Origin of the sequence: Micromonospora coerulea (assembly GCF_016598485.1) — a bacterium.
GTDB classification, from domain to species: Bacteria; Actinomycetota; Actinomycetes; order Mycobacteriales; family Micromonosporaceae; genus Micromonospora; species Micromonospora coerulea.
The window spans coordinates 353824-367558 of record NZ_JAEMUW010000001.1; the positions used below are offsets into that span (position 1 = coordinate 353824).

Annotated in this window: 16 protein-coding genes; 9 read left to right on the forward strand and 7 right to left on the reverse strand. The window is 73.7% G+C overall.

Annotated features, from left to right (window positions below):
* Window positions 1–44 precede the first annotated feature (44 nt).
* Window positions 45–1043: an SDR family oxidoreductase gene (locus I8N68_RS01745; protein ID WP_200206699.1), complete on the reverse strand. Its 999-nt coding sequence runs from the start codon at window positions 1041–1043 to the stop codon at window positions 45–47.
* A gap of 251 nt (window positions 1044–1294) precedes the next feature.
* On the opposite strand from I8N68_RS01745, the gene I8N68_RS01750 reads away from it, so the two are divergent.
* Window positions 1295–2545 carry a glycosyltransferase gene (locus tag I8N68_RS01750; protein ID WP_200206700.1) on the forward strand — a complete coding sequence of 417 codons (1251 nt, stop codon included), beginning with the start codon at window positions 1295–1297 and terminating at the stop codon, window positions 2543–2545.
* A 37-nt stretch (window positions 2546–2582) separates the two neighbouring features.
* On the opposite strand, the gene I8N68_RS01755 is transcribed toward I8N68_RS01750, so the two are convergent.
* Genes I8N68_RS01755 through aroA form a run of 4 tightly spaced genes read right to left on the reverse strand, consistent with a single transcriptional unit; the run spans window position 2583 to window position 6777 of the window.
* Complete coding sequence (locus I8N68_RS01755; RefSeq protein WP_200206971.1) at window positions 2583–3449, reverse strand: hypothetical protein; 867 nt, start codon at window positions 3447–3449, stop codon at window positions 2583–2585.
* A 60-nt stretch (window positions 3450–3509) separates the two neighbouring features.
* The gene (gene hisN, locus I8N68_RS01760) at window positions 3510–4319 is read right to left on the reverse strand and encodes a histidinol-phosphatase (RefSeq protein ID WP_200206707.1); all 810 of its coding nucleotides are present in this window, start codon (window positions 4317–4319) and stop codon (window positions 3510–3512) included.
* 28 nt (window positions 4320–4347) lie between these two features.
* The gene (gene rsgA / locus I8N68_RS01765) at window positions 4348–5415 is read right to left on the reverse strand and encodes a ribosome small subunit-dependent GTPase A (protein ID WP_200206710.1); all 1068 of its coding nucleotides are present in this window, start codon (window positions 5413–5415) and stop codon (window positions 4348–4350) included.
* Window positions 5416–5475: 60 nt separating this feature from the next.
* Window positions 5476–6777 (reverse strand): 3-phosphoshikimate 1-carboxyvinyltransferase, encoded by a 1302-nt coding sequence (gene aroA / locus I8N68_RS01770; protein WP_200206711.1) that lies wholly within the window; start codon window positions 6775–6777, stop codon window positions 5476–5478.
* A gap of 102 nt (window positions 6778–6879) precedes the next feature.
* Here aroA and I8N68_RS01775 point away from each other — a divergent pair, with 102 nt between their 5' ends.
* The 5 genes from I8N68_RS01775 to rsrA all read left to right on the forward strand — a co-directional run bounded on the left by I8N68_RS01775 (window position 6880) and on the right by rsrA (window position 10279).
* Window positions 6880–7590 carry an SOS response-associated peptidase gene (locus tag I8N68_RS01775; RefSeq protein ID WP_200206712.1) on the forward strand — a complete coding sequence of 237 codons (711 nt, stop codon included), beginning with the start codon at window positions 6880–6882 and terminating at the stop codon, window positions 7588–7590.
* Window positions 7591–7798: 208 nt separating this feature from the next.
* Window positions 7799–8191 (forward strand): WhiB family transcriptional regulator, encoded by a 393-nt coding sequence (locus I8N68_RS01780; RefSeq protein ID WP_200206713.1) that lies wholly within the window; start codon window positions 7799–7801, stop codon window positions 8189–8191.
* 157 nt (window positions 8192–8348) lie between these two features.
* Window positions 8349–8963 carry an alpha/beta hydrolase family protein gene (locus tag I8N68_RS01785; protein ID WP_200206714.1) on the forward strand — a complete coding sequence of 205 codons (615 nt, stop codon included), beginning with the start codon at window positions 8349–8351 and terminating at the stop codon, window positions 8961–8963.
* Between the two features lie 213 nt (window positions 8964–9176).
* Window positions 9177–9989: a sigma-70 family RNA polymerase sigma factor gene (locus tag I8N68_RS01790; protein ID WP_200206719.1), complete on the forward strand. Its 813-nt coding sequence runs from the start codon at window positions 9177–9179 to the stop codon at window positions 9987–9989.
* Window positions 9990–9991: 2 nt separating this feature from the next.
* Complete coding sequence (rsrA, locus tag I8N68_RS01795) at window positions 9992–10279, forward strand: mycothiol system anti-sigma-R factor (protein ID WP_200206721.1); 288 nt, start codon at window positions 9992–9994, stop codon at window positions 10277–10279.
* A 119-nt stretch (window positions 10280–10398) separates the two neighbouring features.
* Here rsrA and I8N68_RS34150 read toward each other — a convergent pair whose 3' ends face one another.
* Window positions 10399–10473: a 50S ribosomal protein bL37 gene (locus I8N68_RS34150; RefSeq protein ID WP_372433660.1), complete on the reverse strand. Its 75-nt coding sequence runs from the start codon at window positions 10471–10473 to the stop codon at window positions 10399–10401.
* A 231-nt stretch (window positions 10474–10704) separates the two neighbouring features.
* On the opposite strand from I8N68_RS34150, the gene I8N68_RS01800 reads away from it, so the two are divergent.
* Both I8N68_RS01800 and I8N68_RS01805 read left to right on the forward strand, forming a co-directional pair.
* Window positions 10705–10920, forward strand: coding sequence for a biotin/lipoyl-binding carrier protein (locus I8N68_RS01800; protein ID WP_200206722.1), 216 nt, complete (start codon window positions 10705–10707; stop codon window positions 10918–10920).
* Window positions 10917–11429 carry a GNAT family N-acetyltransferase gene (locus I8N68_RS01805; protein ID WP_200206723.1) on the forward strand — a complete coding sequence of 171 codons (513 nt, stop codon included), beginning with the start codon at window positions 10917–10919 and terminating at the stop codon, window positions 11427–11429. The genes I8N68_RS01800 and I8N68_RS01805 overlap by 4 nt, the downstream gene beginning before the upstream one ends.
* Window positions 11430–11447: 18 nt before the next feature.
* Here I8N68_RS01805 and I8N68_RS01810 read toward each other — a convergent pair whose 3' ends face one another.
* Entirely contained in the window at window positions 11448–12017 is a 570-nt protein-coding gene (locus tag I8N68_RS01810) for a TetR/AcrR family transcriptional regulator (protein WP_307812484.1), read from the reverse strand.
* Window positions 12018–12129: 112 nt separating this feature from the next.
* Here I8N68_RS01810 and I8N68_RS01815 point away from each other — a divergent pair, with 112 nt between their 5' ends.
* On the forward strand, window positions 12130–13719 hold the full coding sequence (locus I8N68_RS01815) for an MDR family MFS transporter (protein WP_200206725.1): 1590 nt from the start codon (window positions 12130–12132) through the stop codon (window positions 13717–13719).
* Window positions 13720–13735 lie beyond the last annotated feature (16 nt).

The window sequence follows — 13735 nt, forward strand, 5'->3', positions numbered from 1 at the left end:
CCTGCCGCGTCCGGCCGGCGCATCCGGCCGGTTGATTCGGCTCATCAGCGATCCAACCGTGATCGGCGGTTCATCGCGGCCAGCGTGCCGACCGCGGTGCCGGCCGCCGCCAACCCGAACGCCGCGGTCACCCGGACCAGCTGCCGGCGCCGCCCGTGCCAGCCGCCGGAGCGCTCCGCCTCCGCGTCCGCCCGGAAGACGTTGCCGGTGCTGTCCAGCCGCACGCCCGGCCCGAACTGGGTCCGGTGGGCGTACCAGCCGAGCGCCCGCTCGGCCAGCGCCGGCGCCAGCCGCCACTGCAGGCCGAGCAGCCGGGCGGCGCCCCCGGCGTACGCCTCGCGGCGCGGCCGGCGCAGCAGTCGCACGATCGTCTCGGCCACCATCTCGGGCGGGTACACCGGCGGCGGCGGGGTGAGCTCGTGCCCGCTGTGGTTCGCCGCGTGCCGGAAGAACGGGGTGTCGATGGTGGCCGGCAGCACGGTGCAGATGGAGATGTTGCCCCGGCCGGTCACCCGGAGCTCCTGCCGCACCGTGTCGGCCAGTCCGCGGATGCCGTGCTTGGTCGCGTTGTACGCCGACTGGTAGGGCATCGCCACCTCGGCCAGCACCGAGGCGTTGTTGACCACGACCCCGCCGCCGGCTGCGGCGAGCCACGGCAGCGCCGCCTTCGTCCCGTACGCCGTGCCGAGCAGGTTGACCGCCACCACCCGACGGAACTCCGCCACCGGGATCTCGTCGAAGAGCCCGACCGCGCTGACCGCGGCGTTGTTGACCCAGCCGTCGATCCGGTCGAACTCCGCCGCCGCCCGGGCGGCCAGCCGCTCCACCGCCGCCGGGTCGGTCACGTCGGTGGGTACCACCAGCGCCCGGCCGCCCAACTCCCGGCAGTGCTCGGCGACCCGCTCCAGGGCCTCCTCGCTGCGGGCCGCGAGCACCACGTCGGCGCCCCGCCGGGCCAGGGCGTACGCGGTCGCCGCACCGATGCCGCTGGAGGCGCCGGTGATGACGACCGTGGCGTCATCGAGATTGCGGGTGAGAGGCATTCTTCGCCGGTACCCCCGGTCCGGGTGGGTCATGCGGCTTTGGGGGCCCGGATCACGGCTGCTGACCAGGTGGTTTTGGGGGTGGTCGGCGCGATGTCGACTAATGGTCATGCCGCGTCGGGCTGGGTCGCCCCGACGCCGCTCCGCCGGACCGATCCCGATCTGCCAGGTTTCGGCGCACCGGGCCCAGGTTAATGGGACCCTCTGACCGGGAAGGACCCACCGCTCGCTAGATCGCATGGAGGTGCACCATGCGCGTCGGCCTTGTGTGCGCGCACGCCGGCCCGTCCAGGCAGGTCGACGGCCCGACCGTCGGCACGCATCAGCACATCGCCCGGGTCGCCGCCGAGCTCGCCGGTCGGGGCCACGACGTGCGGGTCTACGAGCGCCGCGACGAGCCCGGGCAGCCGGAGTGCGTCGAGCTGGACGGCTACCGGCTGGAACGGGTGCCGGTCGGCCCGCCCAGCCCGATCCCCACCGCCGAGCTGGTGCCGTACGTCTCCGAGTTCGGCCGCTGGCTGGCCGAGCGGTGGTCCGGCGACTGGGCCCCGGACGTGGTCCACGGGCACTACTGGATCGGGGGCGTCGCCGCCGCCCACGCGGTCCGCGAGACCGACATCCCGGTGGTGCAGACCTTCCACTCGCTGGGCGTGGAGCAGCTGCGCCACCTCGGCCAGCAGTACGACGGCCCGGGCGAGCGGATCCCGCTGGAGCGGGCACTGACCCGGGCGGTGGACATCGCGGTCGCGCAGTGCAACGACGAGGTCGACGAGCTGACCCGGATGGGCCTCCAACGCACCTCGGTGGCGATGGTGCCGACCGGGGTGGACACCGGGCAGTTCCACCCGGACGGCGAGGCCGCCCCCCGCGACCAGCGGGCCCGGATCCTCTCGGTCGGCGGGCTCTCGCCCGGCCACGGCCAGGAGGACCTGATCCGGGCGATGCGGCTGGTCGGCGACGCCGAGCTGGTGATCGCGGGCGGGCCGCCCGCCGAGCAGCTGGCCGACCACGCCGAGGCGCGGCGGCTGTGGGAGCTGGCCGAGCGGACCGGGGTGGCCGACCAGGTGAAGCTGGTCGGCGCCGTCCCGCACGATCAGATGGCCACCTGGTACCGCTCCGCCGACGTGGTCGCCTGCACCCCGCGCTACTCGTCGGCCGGTCGGGTGTCGCTGGAGGCGATGGCCTGCGGCGTGCCGGTGGTCGGCTACGCGATGGGCGGCATCGCCGACGCGGTGGTGGACGAGGTGACCGGCAAGCTGGTGCCGCCCGGGGACGTCCGGACGCTCGGGGTCACCCTGCGCCGGCTGCTGGCCGACAACGCCGGCCGGTTCGCGTACGGGCACGCGGCGGTCGACCGGGTCCGGTGCAGCTACACCTGGGAGCGGACGGCCGGCGCCCTGGAGCGGCTCTACGAGCGGGTGATCGGGCGGCGCAAGCCGGTCGAGAAGCCGGTCGAGAAGCCCGTCGAGAAGCCGGTCGAGAAGCCCGTCGAGGCGGCCTGACGCCGGTACGGCGGGCCGCCTCCGGCGGCGTGCTCGGTCAGCGGTGGGGACGGGCGGCCGTGCCGGCAGCGATCATCGGGCGCTCCCGCTCCCGGGCCACGGCGTGGTGGTGCTGCGGTTCGGCGTACCGGGTGAGACCGACCACCGCGGCCAGCGTGATCAGGAAGCCGGCCGCGGCCAGCCACTCCCGGCCCGGCCAGATCCGGTCGTTGAGCAGCAGCAGCCCGACGATCGCTGCGGGCACCGCCCCGGCGGCGTCCATCGCGGCCACGGCCGCCGTGGTCGACCCCCGCTGCATGGCCAGGCCGAGCAGCAACTGCCCCACCACCGAGTGGACGATCAGCAGGTAGAGCAGCGGATCCCGAACGAACGCCTCGGCGGAATCGGCGGAGGCCAGCGGGCGGGCGGCCACCGCCGCGGCGGAGAAGGCCATTCCGGCCAGCGAGCCCAGCGCCACCGAGCCCGGCGCGCCGTGCAGCCGGGCCGCGAAGAAGCCGGCCACGGCGATCACCCCGAGCGCGGCGGTCAGCCCGATCAGGCCGGCCGTGCCGAGCTGACGTGAGGGCGCCGGCTGGGCGGCCAGCACCAGCGCGGTGATCCCCCCGAAGAGCAGCGCCAGCAGCGCCACCTCCGCGGCCGGCAACCGCCACTTGAGCACGAGCACGCCGAGCACCGCGGTCACCCCCAGCCCGGCCGCCACGCTGGCCTGGACCAGGAAGAGCGGCAGGTCCCGGCGGGCCAGGAAGGCCAGCACGAAGCCGGTCACCTGGCAGAGCAGCCCGATCAGGTACGTCCGGTGGCTGGCCAGCCGCAGCAGCAGTCCCGGGTCGAAGGTGTGGTGCACGGTGGTCCGCGCCGCGGCGACGGACTGGAGGAGGTTGGCGAAGCCGTACGCGACGATCATCGCCGCGAGGAAGCACCAGCCGGAGGACACCACCTGGCGAGGATAGAGGCAACCGGTCGGTCAGCGCGCGGCTGGCCGACCGAGCCGGCCGAGGATGTCGCCGTGCAGCAGGCCGTTGGTGGCGACCGCGCTGTTCTCCCCGCCGGCCGGCGCCGGTCGCCCGGCCAGGTCGGTCACGGTGCCGCCGGCCTCGGTCACGATCGGCACCAGCGCGGCGAGATCCCAGAGCGACAGCTCCGGCTCCACCATCACGTCCAGCGCCCCCTCGGCCAGCAGCATGTAGCCGTAGAAGTCCCCGTACGCCCGGCTGCGCCAGGTGTCCCGCATCAGTTGGAGGACGGCGTCCAGCCGGCCGCCGGACTCCCATCCGGACAGCGACGAGTAGCAGAAGCTCGCGTCGGCGAGGTCGCGCACTCCGGAGACCCGGATCGGCGTGCCGGCGGCAAGATCCGGCCCGGCGTACGCGCCCGCGCCGGTCGCGCCCCACCAGCGCCGGCCCAGCGCCGGAGCGGAGACCAGACCGAGCACCGGCCGGTCGTGCTCCAGCAGGGCGATCAGGGTGGCCCAGACCGGCACCCCGCGGACGAAATTCTTGGTGCCGTCGATCGGGTCGACCACCCAGCGCCGCCCGTCCGGCCCGGCCGCCGGCTGCTCGCCGTACTCCTCGCCGAGCAGGCCGTCGCCGGGTCGGTGGCGGGCCAGCAGTGCGCGGATCTCGCGCTCGACCGCGGTGTCCGCGTCGGAGACCGGGGTCAGGTCCGGCTTCGACTCGACCCGCAGGTCGAGGGCACGGAACCGGGCCGTGGAGATGGCGTCGGCGGCGTCGGCGAGCAGGTGGGCGAGGCTGAGGTCGTCGGCGTACCCGGTCATGCCGGACACGGTAGCGGCGGCGGGCGGGTCAGGATCCGGCGGCCGGCGCGTCCGGCCCGCGCTGGTCCCCCTCGCCGGGCCCGCGGTGGTCGGGCTCGCGGGCGTCGCCCTCGCCGCTGCGGGAGGAAAGCAGCCGGCGGTACGACGCCAGCCGGCGCGGGTCGGCCTTGCCGGCCGCCACCCAGGCGTCCAGCGCGCAGTCCGCCTCCTCGGCGGTGTGCTGGCAGTTCGCCGGGCAGTCGACCGTCGCCTCCACCAGGTCGGGGAAGCCGTGCAGCAGGCTCTCCGCGGAGACGTGCGCCAGCCCGAAGCTGCGCACCCCGGGGGTGTCGACGATCCACCCGGGGTCGCCCTTCGCGCCGGGCGTGGGCGGCAGCCGCAGCGCCACCGCGCTGGTCGAGGTGTGCCGGCCGCGGCCGATCGCGCTGACCACCCCGACCGCCCGGCCGGCCTCCGGGACGAGGCGGTTGACCAGCGTCGACTTGCCGACCCCGGAGTGCCCCACCAGCACCGACACCCGGCCGGCGAGCAGCGCGCGCAGGGCGGCCAGGTCCGAGTCCGGCCGGATCAGCACGTACGGCAGCTCCAGCTCGGTGTAGTAGCCGAGCACCGCCTCCGGGCCGGCCAGGTCGGCCTTGGTCAGGCAGAGCAGCGGCTCGATGTCCGCGTCGTACGCGGCCACCAGGCAGCGGTCGATGAACCCGGTGCGCGGCGGCGGGTCGGCCAGCGCGCTGACGATCACCAACTGGTCGGCGTTGGCCACCACGACCCGTTCCAGCCGGCCCTCGGCGGTGGTCGCGTCGTCCTCGGCGGTGCGCCGGAGCACCGAGCTGCGTTCGGCGATCCGGACGATCCGGGCCAGCGCGCCGGGCGCCCCCGAGGTGTCCCCGACCAGCCCCACCCGGTCGCCCACCACCACCGACTTGCGCCCCAGCTCCCGGGCCCGCATCGCGGTCACCGTCGGGTCGTCCGGGCCGGCGTCCGGCCAAACGCAGGTGTAGCGGCCCCGGTCCACGGCGATCACGAAACCGTCGACCGCGTCGGCGTGCCGGGGGCGGGTGCGCGTACGCGGGCGCGAGGACTTCCCGGGTCGCACCCGTACGTCGTCCTCGTCGTACTCGCGCCGTTTGGTCGCCAGGACCTGCCCCCCTCCGCCTCAGCTCTTGCCGGTCACCATTGCTGACCATAGCGCTGGGAACTCGGGCATGGTCTTCGACGTGCACGCCACGTCGTCCACCTCGATGCCCGGTACGGCCAGCCCGGCCACCGCGGCGGCATGCGCCATCCGGTGGTCCGCGTACGTCCGGAAGGTCCCGCCGCACAGCGGGCGCGGGCGGATCTCCAGCCCGTCGGCCGACTCGGTGATGTCCGCGCCGAGCGCCGCGAACTCCCGGGCCAGCGCGGCGATCCGGTCGGTCTCGTGCCCCCGGATGTGGCCGACGCCGGTCAGCCGGGACGGCGAGTCGGCGAGCATGGCCAGCGCGGTCAGCGCCGGGGTCAGCTCGCTGACGTCGGACAGGTCGGCGTCCAGGCCGTGCACCACGCCGGTGCCGCGGACGGTGAGGCCGCTGGTGGTCAGCGTCACCTCGCCGCCCATCCGGTGCAGCAGCGCGCGGAGCTGCTCGACCGGCTGCATGCTGCTGCGCGGCCAGCCCAGCAGGGTCACCTCACCGCCGGTGACCAGCGCGGCGGCGAAGAACGGCACCGCGCCGGAGAGGTCCGGCTCGATCTTCCAGCCGCGCCCGGTCAGCGGCCCCGGCTCGACCGTCCAGACGTCCGGGACGCTGTCGTCGACCGCCGCCCCGGCGGCCCGGAGCATCTGCACCGTCATCCGCAGGTGCGGCGCGGAGGGGACCGGCGGGCCCTCGTGGCGGACCACCACCCCCCGGTCGAAGCGCGGACCGGCCAGCAGCAGCCCGGAGACGAGCTGGCTGGAGGCGGAGGCGTCGATGACCACCGCACCGCCGGTGACCCGGCCGGCGCCGAGCACCGCCAGCGGCAGGCCGCCGGAGGGTGGCGTGTCGATGCGTACGCCGAGGGAGCGCAACGCCCCGATCAGCGGGCCGAGCGGACGGACCCGGGCCTGCGGGTCGCCGTCGAAGGTGACCCGCCCCTCGGCCAGCCCGGCCACCGGGGGCAGGAAGCGCATCACCGTGCCGGCGAGGCCGACATCGACGTGGGCCGGACCGACCAGCGGGCGCGGCCGGACCAGCCAGCGCGCGTCGTCGGAGATCGACATGTGCGCACCGAGGGCGCGCAGGCCACCGGCCATCAGCTCGGTGTCCCGGGCGCGCAGCGGCCCGTCCAGCGTCGACGGGCCACTGGCCAGGGCGCCGAGCACCAGGGCCCGCGCGGTCATCGACTTGGAGCCGGGCAGGCGCAGCGTCGTCGCGACCGGGTCGCTGGCGGTCGGTGCGGTCCACGGCTGCGGCGGCCGGGTCGCGGTCAGATTCCCCACGGTCACATTCTGCCAAGTCCGGCGGCGCGCGGACCCGGCCATCGGGTCGACTCCCGGTTGGCGGGACAGCCGGAAGGCCCCGGGCGCGTTAGCGTGGGCGCCATGTGCGGGAGGTACGCGACGACCCGGAGCGCGGGCGACCTGAGCGCGCTGTTCGAGTCGTACGACGAGACCGACGGCGGGGTCGGGCCGGACTTCAACGTCGCCCCGACCGACCCGGTGCCGCTGGTCCGGCTGGCGCCGGAGGGGCACCGGGCGCTCTCGGTGGGCCGCTGGGGCCTGGTCCCGCACTGGTCCCGCAGTGCGGGCGGCGCGGCCCGCATGATCAACGCGCGCGCCGAGACCATCGCGACCAGCCGGGCGTACGCCCCGTCCTTCGCCCGCCGCCGCTGCCTGGTCCCCGCCGACGGCTGGTACGAGTGGGTCCGGGGCCCCGGCGGTCGCCGGCAGCCCTTCTACCTGACGCCGGCGGACGGCTCGGTGCTCGCCTTCGCCGGCATCTGGTCGCTCTGGGAGGCGGCCGGCAGCCCGCTGCTCACCTTCAGCGTGCTCACCACGCCGGCGGTCGGCGAGCTGGCCGAGGTGCACGACCGGATGCCGCTGCTGCTGCCCCGGGAGCGCTGGGCGGGCTGGCTCGCCCCGACCGACGATCCCGCCGCGCTGCTCGCCCCGCCGCCGGCGGACTGGCTCGCCGGGCTGGAGGTCCGGCCGGTCTCCCCGGCGGTCGGCGACGTCCGCAACGACGGTCCCGGGCTGACCGCCCGGGTCCCGCTCGCGCGCGAGGAGGCCGACACGGAAATGACCCTGTTCTGATCACTGTCAGCACATTGTCGTGTGCTGATTTGCCGGGTTGGCCTGAAACGTCGCCCGGCCGTTTAGTCATCTTTGCCGAAGACCCTTGTCCCCGTGTCCGCAAGTGCGATAGAACACAGCGCCGGTGGTGGGCGTCGATTCGCACGGGGCGGATGGCACCCATCGATCCTTTGTGATCTTGCCGGTCCCACGGGGGAGGTGGGTGGATTTGACACGGGCACGCATGCCCCGCCCGCACGAGGTGGCTGCCGCACGACGAGATCCGCGACTGCTGCGGGCGTTGCGCGAACGGCGCCAGGACGATGCGTGGCGGACCAGAGGGACCTGCCAGAGCGTGGACCCGGAAACGTTCTTTCCGGCACCCAACGAACCGGCCGACGCGGCCGTGACGCTCTGCCGCAGTTGTGACGTCCAGGGCTCCTGCCTCGCGTGGGCGCTCGAGGTGGGGGACTGCCACGGCGTCTGGGGTGGCACCACCCCGCGCGAGCGGCGGGCGATGCTCGTCGCCTGGCGCAGCGAGGTGCAGCCGGATCCGGACGCGCTCGACGAGGCCGGTCCGCCGGTCCGCGACCGCCTGCTCACGCTGGTGCCGCTGAGCTGACCCGCTCGCGGTGACCGTCGCCGCCCGCATTGCCCCGGTGGGGCAGCGGGCGGCGTCGGCGTCTCCGCGTGCCGGGCGTCGCCGGCGCGCGGTGCCGGACCCGACGGGCGAGGGGGACGGCGGGAGCGGCGTACCAGCCGGGACGCAGAATGGGTCGGTGCGGCACCGCGACGAGATCGAGACCCCCCGGGGACCGGCCCGGGTGGACACCGACCTGCCGGCGGGAACGGCGTCGACCCTGCTCGTACTCGGGCACGGCGCCGGCGGCGGGGTGGACGCGCCGGACCTGCTGGCGGTCCGCGACGCGCTGGTCGGCGCGGGACTGGCGGTGGTGCGGGTGACCCAGCCGTACCGGGTGGCCGGTCGCCGTGCGCCCGCGCCGGCCGGGCAGCTCGACGAGGCATGGACGGCGGTGCTGTCCGCGCTGCGGCAGCGCCACCCGGCGATCACCCGGTGGTTGGTCGGTGGTCGGTCCAGCGGGGCGCGGGTCGCCTGCCGGACGGCGGAGGCGGTCGGCGCGGCGGGGATCGTCGCGCTGGCGTTCCCGCTGCACCCGCCGGGCCGCCCGGACCGCTCCCGGGCGGCGGAACTGGCGACCGGCCTGCCGACCCTGGTGGTCAACGGCGACCGGGACCCGTTCGGGGCGCCCGACCGGGCGGCCGGCGTGGAGGTGGTGCTGCGCCCCGGCGAGCGTCACGACCTGCGCCGCGACCCGGCCGGCACGGCCGACGTGGTGCTGGGCTGGCTGCGTACCCGGGGCTGGGTGGACTGAGCGCCGGGCGTGACCGCAGGTGCCGACGGGTCGTTGATCGGGTGGTGTCGGGCGTCCGGTTCGGGCGGTCGACGCCATCCTCCCAGGCCCTTCCTGGTCCCAGCGCCGGTCGCGGCCGGGGCCGGGACCAGGAACGGCGGGGTCGGTGGAATGTGCCGCCCCACGGCGCGGTTACTACCCCTGGATGACATTTCCAGCCGAGGGGGGTGACCGGTGCCGACCGAGACACGGAGCCGGGAGCGGGACGAACAGGACGCGCGGCAGCTGAGGCGGCTGTTGGACGCGCCGGAGTGGCCCGCCGAGGCGTCGGCCGTGGTGAGCACCAGCACACCCGCCGGAAGTGAATCTGCGGACAGGTCCGTACGCGTATCCTCGGCGGGAAAGCATCCGACGCGAGGGGATGTGCGGTTGACCACCGAGAAGACGGACGAGCGCAGGGCCCGCTTCGAGCGGGACGCGATGCCATTCGTCGATCAGCTCTACGCTGCCGGACTGCGGATGACCCGCAACCCGGCGGATGCCGAGGACCTGGTCCAGGAGACGTACCTGAAGGCGTACTCCGCCTTCCACCAGTTCGAGCAGGGCACGAACCTGAAGGCCTGGCTCTACCGGATCCTGACCAACACCTACATCAACTCCTACCGCAAGCGGCAGCGCCAGCCGATTCAGGCGCCGACCGAGGAGATCACCGACTGGCAGCTCGCCGAGGCCGAGTCGCACACCTCCAGCGGGCTGCGCTCGGCGGAGACCGAGGCGCTGGACCGCCTGCCGGACAGCGACGTCAAGGAGGCCCTCCAGCAGTTGCCGGAGGAGTTCCGCATGGCGGTCTACCTCACCGACGTCGAGGGCTTCTCCTACAAGGAGGTCGCCGACATCATGGGCACGCCGATCGGCACCGTGATGTCGCGGCTGCACCGCGGCCGTCGTAATCTGCGCAAGCTGCTCGAGCAGTACGCCGCGGAGCGGGGCTTCAGCTCCGCGCCGTCCTCGAAGGGTTCGACCGCCGCCGCCGGCCGGGAGGTGTGACCGTGAGCTGTGGAGAGCCGCACGAGACGGACTGCCGCGAGGTGCTCGCGGAGGTCTACCTCTACCTGGATCTGGAGTGCGCCGACGAGCGCCGGCTGCTGATCCGGCACCACCTCGACGAGTGCGGGCACTGCCTGCGCGAGTACGGCATCGAGCAGGAGGTGAAGGCGCTGGTGGCGCGCTGCTGCGGCAACGAGACCGCGCCGGCGCAGCTGCGCGAGCGGCTGCGGGTCCGCCTCACCGAGCTGGTGGTCTTCGAGAGCACCGAGTCCCGCGAGCTGGCTGACTGACCAGCGTCTCAGCCGTACGTACACCGGTGGCCCGGGTCGATTCCGACCCGGGCCACCGGTGTTTCCGGCCCTGGGCCGGGGGAGCTGCCGATCATCGAGGCGGGCGCACCCGCCGACGATCAGGAGTTGGGGCGCTTGCCGTGGTTCGCGGCGCTCTTCCTCCGGGCCTTCTTTCTCCGGGACTTCTTCGCCATGCTGTGCCTCCTTGTGCTGGTCACGGTCCGACCGCGGGCAGGCGCGGCGGAGGTCGCGTGCCGATCCGCCGGGCGTGGCGGGGACCGACGGACCTGATGCTAGTGCCGGTGGGGTGGCCGGTGGTCCGGCGGGGGCGAAACCGGCGTGGTGGGCGCTCCGCGTCCGCCGGTGACCCGGTTCATGATTGGATACCGTTCGCAGGAACACCGGTGGAGAGGGAGGGCCGTGACATGGCCGAGGAGATCCGCGCCGAGATGGTGGCGAACGTCTGGAAGGTCGTCGCGTCGGCCGGGGACACCGTGTCCGAGGGGGACACGCTGGTGATCCTGGAGTCGATGAAGATGGAGATCCCGGTCGTCGCCGAGGCGGACGGCGTGGTCAAGCAGATCGCCGTCAACGAGGGCGACGTCGTGCAGGACGGCGACCTGATCGCGGTGATCGATTGACCGGCCTCGCCGTCCGTCGGGCCGAGCCGGCCGACTACCCGGCGGTGGCCCGGCTGACGGTCGCCGCCTACGAGGCCGACGGGCAGCTCAAGGGCGAGAACGGGTACGCCGTGACGCTCGCCGACGTGGCCACCCGGGCGGAGACCGGCGAGGTGCTGGTGGCCACGGACGAGGCCACCGGCCAGGTGCTCGGCGCGGTGACCTTCGTGCTGTCCGGCACCCCGTACGCCGAGCTCTCCGGGCCGGGTGAGGCGGAGTTCCGGATGCTGGCCGTGGATCCGGCCGCGCAGGGCCGGGGCGCCGGGGCGGTGCTGGCCCGCGCGTGCGTGGCCCGAGCGACCGCGCTGGGCTGCACGGCGGTGGTCATCTGCGTACGCAGCGGGATGGCGGCCGCGGCGCACCGGCTCTACGAGCGGCTGGGCTTCGTCCGGGTGCCGGAGAAGGACTGGTCCCCGCTGCCCGGGGTGGAACTGCTCGGCCTGCGCCTGGAACTCGCCGCGCGCCGCTGACCGACCTGCCCGGCCCGGTCAGTCGGCGTTCCCGATCTTCGCCAGCAGCTCGTCGGCGACCTCGAGGGCGATCCTCTTCCGCTCCTCGTCGGTGATGTGCGGGGCGCGCACCGCGAACCAGCTGGTGTGCACGGCGAACAGGGTCAGCGCGGCGCGCAGCTGCGCGGCGGGGGAGTCGTCGCCCCGACACAGCTGGTCGGCGAGGCCCAGCATCCGTTCCCGCATCTGCATTCCCGCAGCGAGGCTCTTCAGCACCGTCTGGTTCTGCTCGAAGAAGCGCATCACCGACGGCTGCTCGCCGGCGAACATGGCGTCCGCGTACCGGGTGATCAGCGCTCGGCGGGTGGCCAGGGTGGCCGGCTGCGACCGGGCCCAGGCGATCAGCTCGTCCATCCGGCGCAGCCGGTCCTCGACGAAGCTGTTGACGATCTCGTCCTTGCTCTTGAAGTGGTAGTAGAGGGCGGCCTTCGTCACGCCCAGCCGCTCGGCGATCTCCCGGAGCGAGGTCTTCTCGTACCCCTGCTCGGTGAAGAGCTCCAGCGCGACGGCCTGGATGCGTTCCCGCGTGCCGCCTGTGCTCTCCCTCACCTGTACCACCCAACTCGCTTGACGGTTTTCTGCTGTCCAACTTACCGTGCGGCTAGTAAGGTGACTAGCCGGGCGGCAAGTAAGTGCGACACATCTCCGGGGGAGCTTACCCATGACTCAGGAAACGCAGGCGGCTACGAGACCCAACGTACGGGTCGTCCTGTTCGGCCTCATGATCGCGATGATGCTCGCGATGCTCGACAACATGATCGTCAGCACCGCGCTGCCGCGGATCGTCGGTGAGTTCGGCGGCGTCGACCACTTCACCTGGGTGGTCACCGCGTACGTGCTGGGCACCACCGTCTCCACCCCGATCTGGGGCAAGCTGGGTGACCTCTACGGCCGCAAGACGGTCTTCCTCACCTCAGTGGTCATTTTCCTGGTCGGCTCGGCCCTCTGCGGCATGTCCGGCTCCGACATGTTCGGCGGTTCCGGGAACGGCATGATCGAGCTGATCGCCTTCCGCGCCGTCCAGGGCCTCGGCGCGGGCGGCCTGATGGTCGGCGTGATGGCGATCATCGGCGACCTGGTACCGCCCCGCGAGCGTGGCCGGTACCAGGGCATGATCGCCGGCATCATGGCCATCGCCATGGTGGCCGGCCCGCTGGTCGGCGGCTTCATCACCGACAACCTCTCCTGGCGCTGGGCCTTCTACGTGAACCTGCCGCTCGGCGGCGTCGCACTGCTGGTCCTCGCCACCACCATGCACCTGCCGAAGTACCGCACCGAGCACAAGATCGACTGGCTGGGCGCGGCGCTGCTCTCCGTCGGCATCACCGCGATCGTCCTGGTCACCACCTGGGGCGGCAACTCCTACGACTGGACCTCCCTGCCGATCCTCGGCCTCGCCGTCCTCGCCGCGGTCGCGCTGGTGGCCTTCGGGTTCGTCGAGCGGCGGGTCCCCGAGCCGATCCTGCCGCTGGCGCTCTTCGCCAACCGCAACTTCGCGCTGATCTCGGTGATCGGCTTCCTGCTCGGCTTCGCGATGTTCGGCGCGATGAACTTCCTGCCGCTCTACCAGCAGACCGTGCAGGGCGCCTCGGCCACGAACAGCGGCCTGCTGCTGCTGCCGCTGATGTTCGGCATGCTGGTGGTCTCGCTGGTGGTCGGCCGGGCCATCACCAGGACCGGCCGGTACCGGATGTTCCCGATCGTCGGCGGCGTGGTGATGGCCGCCGGCATGGTCCTGCTCAGCCGCCTCGACGTGGACACCAGCAAGGCCATGTCCTCGCTCTACATGGTCGTGCTCGGCGTCGGCATGGGCTTCCTGATGCAGACCTCGATGCTGATCGCGCAGAACAGCGTCGAGCAGAAGGACCTGGGCGCGGCCAGCGGCGCGGCCACCTTCTTCCGCTCCATCGGCGGCTCCTTCGGCATCTCGCTCTTCGGGGCGATCTTCGCCAACCGGCTCGCCGACTCCGCCGCCGGCGGCGCGTTCAGCGGCGGTGGCGGCGAGGGCCGCGGCCTGGACCTGGAGAAGCTCAAGGAGTTGCCGGCGCAGGCCCGCGAGCTGGTGCTCGGTGGCCTCTCCGACGCCATCTCGCACGTGTTCCTCTGGGCGGTGCTCTTCACCATCGTGGTGCCGGTGCTCGCCTGGTTCATCAAGGAGGTCCCGCTCCGCTCGGCCAACGACGTCCCGCCGGCGGACGCCACCCCGGAGGAGCAGGCCGAGGCAGCCCTGGGCAAGGCCGGGGTCGCCTGACGCACCCGCCGCGGCC

Coding starts and splice junctions, on each gene's coding strand:
- I8N68_RS01745 (WP_200206699.1), bottom strand. CDS start 1,043: ATGCCTCTCACCCGCAATCTCGATGACGCCACGGTCGTCATCACCGGC.
- I8N68_RS01750 (WP_200206700.1), top strand. CDS start 1,295: ATGCGCGTCGGCCTTGTGTGCGCGCACGCCGGCCCGTCCAGGCAGGTC.
- I8N68_RS01755 (WP_200206971.1), bottom strand. CDS start 3,449: ATGATCGTCGCGTACGGCTTCGCCAACCTCCTCCAGTCCGTCGCCGCG.
- hisN (WP_200206707.1), bottom strand. CDS start 4,319: ATGACCGGGTACGCCGACGACCTCAGCCTCGCCCACCTGCTCGCCGAC.
- I8N68_RS01775 (WP_200206712.1), top strand. CDS start 6,880: ATGTGCGGGAGGTACGCGACGACCCGGAGCGCGGGCGACCTGAGCGCG.
- I8N68_RS01800 (WP_200206722.1), top strand. CDS start 10,705: ATGGCCGAGGAGATCCGCGCCGAGATGGTGGCGAACGTCTGGAAGGTC.
- I8N68_RS01815 (WP_200206725.1), top strand. CDS start 12,130: ATGACTCAGGAAACGCAGGCGGCTACGAGACCCAACGTACGGGTCGTC.